Source organism: Pseudomonas sp. SDO55104_S430 (assembly GCF_054070595.1).
Genome location: NZ_JBSVXG010000181.1, coordinates 1 through 11805 on the forward strand (window position 1 = coordinate 1; position 11805 = coordinate 11805).

General features: G+C 58.8%; 11 protein-coding genes. 7 read left to right on the forward strand and 4 right to left on the reverse strand.

Going from position 1 to position 11805, the window contains the following annotated elements; translation table 11 throughout:
* The first annotated feature begins 379 nt into the window (after nt 1–379).
* The 3 genes from ACW9JE_RS23545 to ACW9JE_RS23555 all read left to right on the forward strand — a co-directional run bounded on the left by ACW9JE_RS23545 (nt 380) and on the right by ACW9JE_RS23555 (nt 3069).
* Nucleotides 380–1813, forward strand: a complete 1434-nt coding sequence (locus ACW9JE_RS23545) for a cytochrome ubiquinol oxidase subunit I (protein WP_457434113.1) — start codon at nt 380–382, stop codon at nt 1811–1813.
* Between the two features lie 3 nt (nt 1814–1816).
* Nucleotides 1817–2824, forward strand: a complete 1008-nt coding sequence (gene cydB, locus ACW9JE_RS23550) for a cytochrome d ubiquinol oxidase subunit II (RefSeq protein WP_224534160.1) — start codon at nt 1817–1819, stop codon at nt 2822–2824.
* A 77-nt stretch (nt 2825–2901) separates the two neighbouring features.
* Nucleotides 2902–3069: a DUF2474 domain-containing protein gene (locus ACW9JE_RS23555; RefSeq protein WP_224534161.1), complete on the forward strand. Its 168-nt coding sequence runs from the start codon at nt 2902–2904 to the stop codon at nt 3067–3069.
* Between the two features lie 49 nt (nt 3070–3118).
* Here the strand turns inward: ACW9JE_RS23555 and ACW9JE_RS23560 are convergent, their stop codons facing one another.
* Complete coding sequence (locus ACW9JE_RS23560; RefSeq protein WP_457434114.1) at nt 3119–4243, reverse strand: methyltransferase; 1125 nt, start codon at nt 4241–4243, stop codon at nt 3119–3121.
* 170 nt (nt 4244–4413) lie between these two features.
* Entirely contained in the window at nt 4414–5145 is a 732-nt protein-coding gene (locus ACW9JE_RS23565) for a helix-turn-helix transcriptional regulator (RefSeq protein WP_224534174.1), read from the reverse strand.
* Between the two features lie 346 nt (nt 5146–5491).
* On the opposite strand from ACW9JE_RS23565, the gene ACW9JE_RS23570 reads away from it, so the two are divergent.
* Nucleotides 5492–6268 carry a ferredoxin--NADP reductase gene (locus tag ACW9JE_RS23570; protein ID WP_457434115.1) on the forward strand — a complete coding sequence of 259 codons (777 nt, stop codon included), beginning with the start codon at nt 5492–5494 and terminating at the stop codon, nt 6266–6268.
* A gap of 129 nt (nt 6269–6397) precedes the next feature.
* Here the strand turns inward: ACW9JE_RS23570 and mscL are convergent, their stop codons facing one another.
* Nucleotides 6398–6811, reverse strand: coding sequence for a large-conductance mechanosensitive channel protein MscL (mscL, locus tag ACW9JE_RS23575; protein ID WP_224534164.1), 414 nt, complete (start codon nt 6809–6811; stop codon nt 6398–6400).
* 616 nt (nt 6812–7427) lie between these two features.
* Here mscL and radA point away from each other — a divergent pair.
* Nucleotides 7428–8795 (forward strand): DNA repair protein RadA, encoded by a 1368-nt coding sequence (gene radA / locus ACW9JE_RS23580; protein ID WP_224534165.1) that lies wholly within the window; start codon nt 7428–7430, stop codon nt 8793–8795.
* A gap of 94 nt (nt 8796–8889) precedes the next feature.
* Here the strand turns inward: radA and ACW9JE_RS23585 are convergent, their stop codons facing one another.
* Entirely contained in the window at nt 8890–9258 is a 369-nt protein-coding gene (locus ACW9JE_RS23585) for a PilZ domain-containing protein (protein ID WP_224534166.1), read from the reverse strand.
* Between the two features lie 156 nt (nt 9259–9414).
* Between ACW9JE_RS23585 and ACW9JE_RS23590 the strand changes: the two genes are divergently transcribed.
* Together ACW9JE_RS23590 and ACW9JE_RS23595 are read left to right on the forward strand one after the other, a co-directional pair.
* Nucleotides 9415–11481 carry a carbon starvation CstA family protein gene (locus ACW9JE_RS23590; RefSeq protein ID WP_457434116.1) on the forward strand — a complete coding sequence of 689 codons (2067 nt, stop codon included), beginning with the start codon at nt 9415–9417 and terminating at the stop codon, nt 11479–11481.
* Nucleotides 11482–11495: 14 nt separating this feature from the next.
* Nucleotides 11496–11693, forward strand: a complete 198-nt coding sequence (locus ACW9JE_RS23595; RefSeq protein WP_077046022.1) for a YbdD/YjiX family protein — start codon at nt 11496–11498, stop codon at nt 11691–11693.
* Nucleotides 11694–11805 lie beyond the last annotated feature (112 nt).

The window sequence follows — 11805 nt, forward strand, 5'->3', positions numbered from 1 at the left end:
TTGGGGGGGGGGGGTTTGCTAGAGAAGAGACCGCCACCCCCACCCCCAATTCCCTCGGCCCCCCCCCCTCCCCAACCACCCCCGCTCCCCCAGGGGATCACCGGTGTTGCTGATTTTTTGTTGGCCAATCGCCATGAGGCAACTTGTCACGCGGCAAAAGACCACGCAGTTCATCGCCTGAAATGGGACTACTCTTTCAACGTTGCTTGATCCAGATCAAGACCCTCGAAGGCTTTGATCCGGCGGCCGCAAGGCCAGACTCCCTGCGTAGCGATGCGTATAAAAAAAGAACAAACAGAGATTCGCCTCACTCCATATCCGTGGGGGCCATGGATGCAGGCTCCGGCCAGCAGCCGTACTAACTGACAGAGGAAGACTTATGTTCGGTTTAGAGGCACTTGATCTCGCCCGAATCCAGTTCGCGTTCACCATCTCGTTCCACATTCTGTTCCCTGCCATCACCATTGGCCTGGCGAGTTACCTGGCGGTACTCGAAGGTCTGTGGCTGAAAACCAACAACGGAACCTATCGCGACCTCTACCATTTCTGGTCGAAGATCTTTGCCGTCAACTTCGGCATGGGCGTGGTTTCGGGGCTGGTCATGGCCTATCAGTTCGGCACCAACTGGAGCCGCTTCTCGGATTTCGCCGGTTCCGTGACAGGTCCGTTGCTGACCTATGAAGTGCTCACTGCGTTCTTCCTCGAAGCAGGTTTTCTGGGGGTGATGCTGTTCGGCTGGAACAAGGTCGGACGCGGGCTGCACTTCTTTTCCACGGTCATGGTCGCCATCGGCACACTGATCTCGACGTTCTGGATTCTTGCTTCCAACAGCTGGATGCAGACGCCGCAGGGCTTTGAAATCGTCAACGGTCAGGTGATCCCCACCGACTGGCTGGCGGTAATCTTCAACCCCTCGTTCCCCTATCGCCTGATGCACATGGCCACGGCAGCGTTCGTCGCCACGGCGTTCTTCGTCGGTTCTTCAGCGGCGTGGCATTTGCTACGCGGCAAGGACAACCCGGCGATCCGCAAAATGCTCTCGATGGCCATGTGGATGGCCTTGATCGTCGCGCCGATTCAGGCGGTGATCGGCGACTTCCACGGCCTCAATACCCTTGAGCATCAGCCGGCGAAAATCGCCGCGATCGAAGGGCATTGGGAAAACAAGGGTGACGAAGCCACTCCGTTGATACTGTTCGGCTGGCCGGACATGAAGGAAGAAAGAACCAAGTTCGCTGTCGAGATTCCGTATCTGGGCAGCCTGATCCTGACCCACTCCCTGGACAAACAGGTGCCGGCGCTCAAGGAGTTCCCGCCTGAAGACCGGCCCAATTCGACCATCGTGTTCTGGTCGTTCCGGATCATGGTCGGCCTGGGCTTCCTGATGATCTTCACCGGTCTGTGGAGCCTCTGGCTGCGCAAGCGCGACACGCTCTACACCTCGCGTCCGTTCCTCTACCTGGCGTTGTGGATGGGCCCGTCCGGCCTGATCGCGATTCTCGCCGGCTGGTTCACCACGGAAATCGGCCGCCAGCCGTGGGTCGTCTACGGCCTGATGCGTACGGCCGATGCATCTTCCAACCATAGCGTCATGCAGATGAGCATCACCCTGATCCTGTTTGTCGTGGTGTATTTCGCGCTGTTCGGAGCCGGTCTCGGCTACATGATGCGACTGGTGCGCAAGGGGCCGAAGATCGACGAAGGCAAGGAAACCAACGACGGTGGACCTGGCCAGAAACGCACGCCGGCGCGTCCGCTGTCTGCGGCCGACGATCATGCCGATGCCGACCACACCGTGACCAAGGAGATTTGAATCATGGGTATTGATCTTCCGCTGATCTGGGCCGTGATCATCATCTTCGGCATCATGATGTACGTAGTCATGGACGGCTTCGATCTGGGAATCGGGATTCTGTTCCCGTTCATTCCCGGCAAGACCGACCGTGACGTGATGATGAATACCGTCGCCCCGGTCTGGGACGGCAACGAAACCTGGCTGGTGCTCGGAGGCGCGGCGTTGTTCGGGGCCTTTCCACTGGCTTATTCGGTGGTGCTCTCGGCGTTGTACCTGCCGTTGATCTTCATGCTGATCGGGCTGATTTTCCGCGGCGTGGCCTTTGAGTTCCGCTTCAAGGCCCGGGACGAGAAACGTCATCTGTGGGACAAGGCGTTCATCGGCGGTTCGATCGCCGCCACCTTCTTCCAGGGTGTGGCCTTGGGTGCCTTCATCGATGGCTTGCCGGTGGTCGATCGGCAGTTCGCCGGTGGTTCTCTGGACTGGCTGACACCATTCACGCTGTTCTGCGGCGCCGCGCTGGTGGTGGCCTATGCGCTGCTGGGCTGCACCTGGCTGATCATGAAAACCGAGGGCAAGTTGCAGGAGCAGATGCATGATCTGGCGCGGCCCCTGGCATTCGTGCTGCTGGCGGTGATCGGTATCGTCAGCATCTGGACGCCGCTGGCCCACGCTGAGATCGCCGCTCGCTGGTTCACCTTGCCGAATCTGTTCTGGTTCCTGCCGGTGCCCATTCTGGTGCTGGTGACCCTCTACGGACTGATCCGCGCGGTGGCCCGCAATGCCCACTACACACCATTTCTGCTGACGCTGGTGCTGATCTTCCTCGGCTACAGCGGCCTGGGCATCAGCCTGTGGCCGAATATCGTGCCGCCGTCGATTTCCATCTGGGACGCCGCCGCGCCGCCGCAGAGCCAGGGCTTCATGCTGGTGGGCACGCTGTTCATCATCCCGTTCATCCTGGGTTACACCTTCTGGAGCTACTACGTGTTCCGCGGCAAGGTGACTCATGAAGACGGTTATCACTAGTCGCGCTCTTGCGGGAGCGAGCCTGCTCGCGATGGCGTCGTTATAGGCGCCATCGCAAGTTACTGGAGAAATGAATCATGTCCGGCAAGCATTCTCTGCATGACATTGAAGAAGCCGAAAAAAAACCGCTGTGGCAGCGGCTCGGATGGCTGGCCCTGATCTGGGTCGGCAGTGTTGGTGCGTTGTTCGTTGTGGCCAGTTTGATGCGGATGTTCATGAACGCAGCGGGCCTGTCCACGCACTGATCTCTGGCATTGCTGCACAGGAGGCGTGGCAGGCGGCGAGTGCTGCGCCTTACTTGCGGGCCTTGAGGATCACGAACTTAGGCGTAGCCGCAACCTGTTCAACGCCGCGGAACAGCCGCGCCAGTTTGCTGTGGTAACCCAGGTGACGGTTGCCGACGATGTACAGCGCCCCGCCCACCACCAACGCTTCCCGGGCCTGCTGGAACATCCGCCAGGCGAGAAAGTCGCCGACCACTTGTTGCTGGTGGAATGGTGGATTGCAAAGCACCACGTCCAGCGATTGCGGTTCCTGACCGGCCAGGCCGTCGCCGGGCCGCACGATCACTTCACGTTCGCCCAGGGCCGCACTCCAGTTCTCTGCGGCCGATTGCACGGCCATGAAGGATTCATCCACCAGGGTGTAGTGGGCGTCGGGGTTTTGCAGGGCGCTGGCGACCGCCAGCACGCCATTGCCGCAACCGAGGTCGGCTACGCGTGACGTGCCAAGGTTTTTCGGCAGGTGTGGCAGAAATGCCCGGGTGCCGATGTCCAGGCCTTCGCGGCAAAACACGTTGGCGTGGTTGAGCAGTTCGATGGCGGGCGCGTCGAGGCGATAGCGCGTTGGGTAAGGGGAGGTGGCCGGCGCCTTGTCTTCGGCGGTGGCAATCAGCAGGCGGGCCTTCTTCACTGCCAGCGATGCCTGGACCGGGCCGATGTAGCGTTCGAGCAGATCACCCGCCGCGCGTGGCAGGTGCTTGATCATCGCCGCGGCGACCACTTGAGCGCCGGGTGCCAATTGTCCTTGAAGGCGGATCAGTTGCTCCTCCAGCAGGGCCAGGGTTTTCGGCACCCGGATCAGCACGCGGTCAAAGGGACCGGTCGCCGTTTCGCTGGCAGGAATGGCCGGCACCGCGTCGAATGCCTGGCCGTTGCGGGCCAGGTTCTTCTCCAGTCCCTGAAATGCCAGGAATGAATCGCCACTGCTGGTCACCTTCACCTTGCCCACCAGGCTGGCGGCCAATGCGCCAAAACTGTCGTTGAGCACCAGCACCTGCGTATCGATCGAAGGTTGCTGTTCGGCCAGATGGTTGAGCAGGTATTCGTCTGCCGCGTCGAAGGCCTGCAGCGGTTCGTTCTGCTGTTCGGGTTGGCGGATCAGGTCGAGGCGGGCGAAAGGTGTTTCGAGCAAAGGCATGGGGCGGGCTCTGGATAATCAAGCTCAGGGGAATTATCCCGCGCCCAGGGGCGTTGTGGCGGGCGGGGTCGTCCGAGTGTACTGCGTCGTGGAAGGCTCACACGTCATCACTCAGGAGGAACCGCGAATGGTACGTTTTTTTGAGTCGGATTACCCGCAGGTTTTTCGCCTCAGCGCATCGCGTCGCTGTTGAGATAGCCCGCCTTGGCGGCCGCAATCACGGCCGAAACCTTGTTGTTGACCCCCAGTTTGCGGATGGATTCCTGGACATGGAAATTCACGGTGCGCGCGCTGAGATTGAGAATTCGCGCGCTCTCGTATGCGGTCTTGCCCGCCGCCGCCAGGTTCAGCACGTCGATTTCCCGCGGCGACAAGTTGGTCCCGCAGCTCTTTTCCGGCTGCCTGGGCACTGTCTGTGCAACCAGGCTATGCAGATGGCGGCCGATGAAGGTGGTGAAACCAAGGTTCTCGTACAGCTCCCATGCGCTGATCGGGCAATGGCTCCTCGCCACGCTGACAATGCTGCACAGGCCGCTATCTTCGTCGTGGACCGCCTGGGACCAACCGTGATGTATGCCTTGCTGCTCCAGCGCGTCCCATATCCAGGGGGCATTGCCAAAGAGATCCTCGCTCCAGAGAACCGGCAATGTGGATTCATTGCAATGAGCCACTACCGGATCAGTCACCACGAGTTTCTTTCCCTCGTACTCACCGCTCCATGCAACGGGATAATTGTTGTACAGCGAAGTATGGGAGTGCTCCGTTTTCGTCGGGCAAGTAGTTGAAAAGGCGAAAAATTTGAAGCCGAGGTTTTTGATGAAATTCAGGGAACTCTGGAAGGCATTACCCAGTTCGGTTGTTGAGGATATTTGTTCAAGTTGCGACTCCTTCCATCGTTCCATCATGGAACTCCAATTGTTGTTTATTAGATTGGTCCATATTGGATCCAGAGTGTTTGCGTTTGGATTGTAGGATCAATCCCACAATTGCGTTGAGATTTTTTTGAATTGATAGCGAATGGGAAGTGGACAGTCTGGTTCTATCGATAACTGTTAGGGCGGTCGCATATTGAATGCTGTTAATAATATGAAACTGCCGATTAGATGCGTGATGCCGTATTGCCATTATCCGTGCGCGATAATGCTTCAGTTAAATGGTGGGCATCTGCGCTAAAGACACCACAAATCACCGGTGTTTATGGGGGGCGCTTTGCGAGACACTGCGGCAATGATTTCCCTGGAGCCGCACATGACAGTCAGTGAAGAGAAATTTACTCGCCAAACCCTGCTCGACGTCCAGCCGTTGACACCGAGTCTGTTCACTTTGCGCGCCACCCGGGATCCGGGCTTCCGTTTCCGTGCTGGCCAGTTTGCCCGTCTGGGTGTGACCAAGGCAGACGGCAGCACCGTGTGGCGTGCTTACTCCATGGTGTCGTCACCCTTCGACGAGTTTCTCGAGTTCTTCTCCATTGTCGTACCTGATGGTGAGTTCACCAGCGAACTGAGCCGGCTGGGCGTCGGCGATACGTTGCTGGTCGATCGCCAGGCTTTCGGTTATCTGACCCTCGACCGTTTCGTCGACGGGCGTGACCTGTGGCTGTTATCCACCGGCACCGGTATCGCGCCGTTTCTTTCGATCCTCCAGGACTTCGAGGTGTGGGAGAAGTTCGAGCGCATCATACTGGTCTACAGCGTGCGCGAAACCCGTGAGCTGGCCTATCAAGAGCTGATTGCAGAGCTGGCGCAACGCGAGTACCTGGCGGAACACGCGCACAAGTTGCAACTGATCAACACGGTAACGCGGGAACAGCATCCAGGGGCGCTGAACGGGCGGATTACCACGCTGATCGAGAATGGCGAACTGGAGCGTGCGGCAGGGGTGGCGCTGACACCGGAACACTCGCGGGTCATGCTGTGCGGCAATCCACAGATGATCGATGACACGCGCAAACTGCTCAAACAGCGCGACATGCACTTGAGCTTGAGCCGCCGACCGGGGCAGGTGGCTGTGGAGAATTTCTGGTAAGGGCCCCGATTTCTGTAGGAGCGAGCACGCTCGCGATGGTCGTCAACGATAACGCGGGGCGCCTGATACCCCGCGGTGATCTCTGGTTTTTCGCGAGCTTGCTCGCTCCTACAGATCAGGCGTCAGGCTTCAGGGCCTGTTGTTCTGCGCCTTGAGCAGGTCGCGAATTTCCCCCAGCAATTGTTCTTCCTTGCTTGGAACCGGCGGCGCAGACGGTGCGACCGCCTCTTCGCGCTTCAGTTGGTTGATCGCCTTGACGCCCATGAAGATCGCGAACGCGACGATTACGAAGTCGATCATGCTCTGAATGAATTTGCCGTACGCCAGCACGACGGCAGGGGCATCGGCGGTCGCCGCCTTGAGCGTAATGGCCAGGTCACTGAAGTCCACACCACCGATCAGCAGGCCAATCGGCGGCATGATCACGTCACCGACAAACGAGCTGACGATCTTGCCGAAAGCCGCGCCGATGATGATACCGACGGCCATGTCGACCACGTTGCCTTTGACCGCGAAGGCCTTGAACTCATTGATCACGCCCATAGGTTATTTCCTTGTTACAGATGAGATTGGTGAACGCAGTGTATGTCAGCAAAGTGCATCCTGCTCACAACCACTGCCTGAAGCGCTTGCCTGCAGTCGACCGGGGTAGCGTTGAAAAGTTTGAATCGATTGCAAACAGACCTGATTTCCCGGCGTTTTTCTGGCGGGCTCAATGGCAAACCTCTGTGCAGTATTTGAATTGCGTGGCATTCGCTGATTGAAACCGGGAAACAAGTAAACGTAATTTCCAATTTCACTCGTTAAACATAAGTTTGTTTGAAGTAAAGGCTCTAAACTCTAATTAATGGGATCATATTTCGTATGGATTAATCGAAATTGCTGACATTGGTCTCTTTATGGAAGTTATACGATCGGAGTTGTCGGTTATAGGTCTTGTACAGGATTCGTGGATTCCGATCGACGTTTACAGAGTGTTGGCGTTTCCTGATGGTTATACAAAAATTGCACTCTCAACTTTAAAGTCCGCTTTTCAACGAGGTCATGTTTGTCTGAGCGCAGTTGCGCACTGCAAATAATCCCCGACAGGGAAGCTGGATCTTTAACCGCTAGCGCTGTTCGGTCTGCGTTATCATCGCGGTTTTTGCCGGGGGTTCAGATGGCCAAGGCCAAGCGTATGTACGGCTGCACCGAGTGCGGCGCAACCTTCCCCAAGTGGGCCGGCCAGTGCAGCGAATGCGGTGCCTGGAACACGCTGACCGAAACCATGGTGGAAAGCGGCGGGGCGGCGGCACCGAGCGGACGTACCGGTTGGGCTGGCCAGCAGGCGCAGATCAAGACCCTGGCCGAAGTCAGCGTCGAGGAAATTCCACGGTTCTCCACCGTATCCAGCGAACTGGACCGGGTGCTGGGAGGCGGTCTGGTCGACGGCTCGGTGGTGCTGATCGGCGGTGATCCGGGTATCGGCAAATCGACCATTTTGTTGCAAACCCTGTGCAACCTGGCCAAGAGCATGCCGGCGCTTTACGTCACCGGCGAAGAATCCCAGCAGCAGGTAGCCATGCGCGCCCGGCGCCTGGGCCTGCCGCAGGATCAATTGCGGGTCATGACCGAAACCTGCATCGAAACCATTATTGCCACGGCCCGTCAGGAAAAGCCCAAGGTCATGGTGATCGACTCGATCCAGACGATTTTTACCGAACAACTGCAATCGGCGCCGGGCGGCGTGTCCCAGGTGCGCGAGAGCGCGGCCTTGCTGGTGCGTTATGCCAAGCAGAGCGGCACGGCGATTTTCCTGGTCGGCCACGTCACCAAGGAAGGCGCGCTGGCCGGGCCACGCGTACTGGAACACATGGTCGATACCGTGCTGTATTTCGAAGGCGAGTCGGACGGGCGCCTGCGCTTGCTGCGGGCGGTGAAAAACCGTTTCGGCGCGGTCAACGAACTGGGCGTGTTCGGCATGACTGACAAAGGGTTGAAGGAGGTTTCAAACCCGTCGGCGATTTTTCTGACACGTGCTCAGGAAGAAGTACCGGGCAGTGTGGTGATGGCGACGTGGGAAGGCACCCGGCCGATGCTGGTGGAAGTGCAGGCGCTGGTGGATGACAGCCACCTGGCCAACCCGCGGCGGGTGACCCTGGGCCTGGATCAGAACCGTCTGGCGATGTTGCTGGCGGTCTTGCACCGTCATGGCGGGATTCCCACCCATGACCAGGACGTGTTCCTCAACGTGGTCGGTGGTGTGAAGGTGCTGGAGACGGCTTCGGACCTGGCATTGATGGCGGCGGTGATGTCGAGTTTGCGCAACCGGCCTTTGCCTCATGATCTGCTGGTGTTCGGTGAAGTCGGCCTGTCCGGCGAAGTACGACCGGTGCCCAGCGGACAGGAACGCCTGAAGGAAGCCGCCAAGCACGGTTTCAAGCGCGCCATCGTGCCTAAGGGCAATGCGCCGAAAGAAGCGCCACAAGGCCTGCAGATCATCGCCGTCACGCGCCTCGAACAAGCCCTCGACTCGCTATTCGAATAACCCCCTCTACATGATCGTTCCCACGCTCCGCGTGGGAATGCAGTCAGGGACGCTCTGCGTCCCATGCTGATAACACGCGTCCCACTCAGACCCTTCAGATTTCGATCAGAGCGCCCAATTCCCGCTCAAGCTCCTGCGGATCCCCCAGATTGAGTTCGATCAACCGCCGCAAACGCTCGATGGATTCCAGGCTGATGTGATGGCAGACAAAGCCCAATTGACCATGGTCCTCATGGGTCAACTGCACATCCATTTCAATGTCGACGTCATCGCTCAGATGAATGTCGACGAAAAAGTCCTGCTGCGGATCGCCCAGCCAGGGTTCGGGCCGCTGGATCAGCAAACCCTTGAGTGACAGGTCGATCAGCTTGACCGGCCAGACGAACTCCCCCTGGCTCAGTTCGGTCCGGGCATCGAATGCGATACGTTTGAATTGGCGACGATCGACAGGGTGCTCGCTCATGGCGCTATCCTCTGGATGTTCGCTGACTATAGACCCGTATTGTCGGAACCTGCCAGCCAGGCCATGGCTCTAGACCAACGTTGGGTATGGCCTTTACCGTCAGGAGAGCTAAACTCCGATGGCTGTCCTTCTGTCCACTCTGGCTGGAATAAAAAAATGAAAAATAATAATAGCCCGCTACGCCATCTACCCTGGCTGGTGCTGGCAATCCTGGGCGCGTGCGCCCTGGGTGTAGTCGCATTGCGCAGGGGCGAGGCGATCAACGCCTTGTGGATTGTGGTCGCTGCCGTGGCCATCTATCTGGTCGCGTACCGCTACTACAGTCTGTTCATCGCTAACAACGTGATGCAACTCGATCCGCGACGGGCCACCCCCGCCGTGCTCAACAATGATGGTCTGGACTACGTTCCTACCAACAAACACATCCTCTTCGGTCACCACTTCGCGGCCATCGCGGGTGCTGGTCCCCTGGTCGGTCCGGTTCTGGCGGCGCAAATGGGTTATCTGCCCGGCACGCTCTGGCTGATCGCCGGCGTGGTGCTGGCTGGCGCGGTGCAGGACTTCATGGTTCTGTTCCTCTCCACTCGCCGTAACGGCCGTTCGCTTGGCGACATGGTTCGTGAAGAAATGGGCCGCATCCCCGGCACCATCGCGCTGTTCGGCTGCTTCCTGATCATGATCATCATCCTCGCGGTGCTGGCGCTGATCGTTGTGAAAGCCCTGGCGGAAAGCCCGTGGGGTATTTTCACGGTGATGGCGACCATCCCGATCGCGATGTTCATGGGCATCTACATGCGCTACATTCGCCCGGGTCGCATCGGCGAAATCTCGATCATCGGCGTGCTGTTGCTGCTGGGCTCGATCTGGCTGGGCGGGCAGATCGCCGCTGACCCGGTCTGGGCCAAGGCCTTTACCTTCACCGGTATTGAGATCACCTGGATGCTGATCGGCTACGGTTTCGTTGCCGCAGTGTTGCCGGTTTGGCTGATCCTGGCACCGCGTGACTACCTGTCGACCTTCCTGAAGATCGGCACCATCGTCGCCCTGGCGATCGGCATTCTGGTCACCATGCCCGAGCTCAAAATGCCGGCCCTGACCCAGTTCGTCGACGGCACTGGCCCTGTGTGGAAGGGCGGTCTGTTCCCGTTCCTGTTCATCACCATCGCCTGTGGCGCCGTGTCCGGCTTCCACGCGCTGATCTCTTCCGGCACCACGCCAAAACTGCTCGATAACGAAGTGAACGCCCGTTACATCGGTTACGGCGGCATGCTGATGGAGTCCTTCGTGGCGATCATGGCCATGGTCGCCGCTTCGGTGATCGAGCCAGGCGTGTACTTCGCCATGAACAGTCCGGCGGCAGTGGTCGGCAGCGATGTCGCCTCGGTGGCAGCGGCGGTCAGCAACTGGGGCTTCGCAATCACCCCGGAAGCGTTGCAGGCCGTGGCCCATGACATCGGTGAAACCACCATCCTGGCCCGTGCCGGCGGTGCGCCGACCCTGGCGGTCGGTATCGCGCAGATCCTGCACAGTGTGCTGCCAGGTGAAAACACCATGGCGTTCTGGTACCACTTCGCGATCCTGTTTGAAGCGCTGTTCATCCTGACTGCGGTCGACGCCGGTACCCGTGCCGGTCGTTTCATGCTGCAGGATCTGCTGGGCTCATTCGTACCGGCGCTCAAACGTACCGAATCCTGGACCGCCAACCTTATCGCCACCGCTGGCTGCGTGGCCATGTGGGGCTGGTTGCTGTATCAGGGCGTAATCGATCCGCTGGGTGGTATCAACACCTTGTGGCCGCTGTTCGGTATCTCCAACCAGATGCTGGCGGGTATCGCACTGATGCTCGGCACCGTGGTCCTGATCAAAATGAAGCGCCAGCGTTATGTCTGGGTGACCATGCTGCCAGCGGTATGGCTGCTGATCTGCACCACCACGGCCGGTTTCATCAAGCTGTTCGACGCCAACCCGGCGATCGGCTTCCTGTCGCTGGCCAAGAAATACAGCGATGCTTTGGCCAACGGCCAGATCCTCGCCCCGGCCAAGGACATCACGCAGATGCAGCACGTGATTTTCAACGCTTACACCAACGCTACGCTGACCGCACTGTTCCTGTTCGTGGTCTTCAGCATCCTGTTCTATGCACTCAAGGTCGGCATTGCCTCCTGGGGTAAAAAAGAGCGTACGGATAAAGAAGCACCATTCCAGGCACTGCCGGATGCGTGATCGAGGAGTGCAGCATGTTCAATGACTTGAGTCGCCTCGGTAAGTACCTCGGTCAGGCCGCGCGCCTGATGGTCGGCATGCCCGACTACGACAACTACGTCGAGCACATGCAAAACAAACACCCGGATAAACCGGTGATGAGCTATGAGGCGTTCTTCCGGGAGCGCCAGGAAGCCCGTTACGGTGGCAAGGGTGGGCCGAAGTGCTGTTGATTCAGCGCGAAGGTTGACGCAATACCCTGTGGGAGCGGGGTTGCTCGCGAAAGCGGTGTGTTCTTTCGCCCCTCCTTTTCACTACCCCACCCCTTCCCCAGAAAACCCCCCC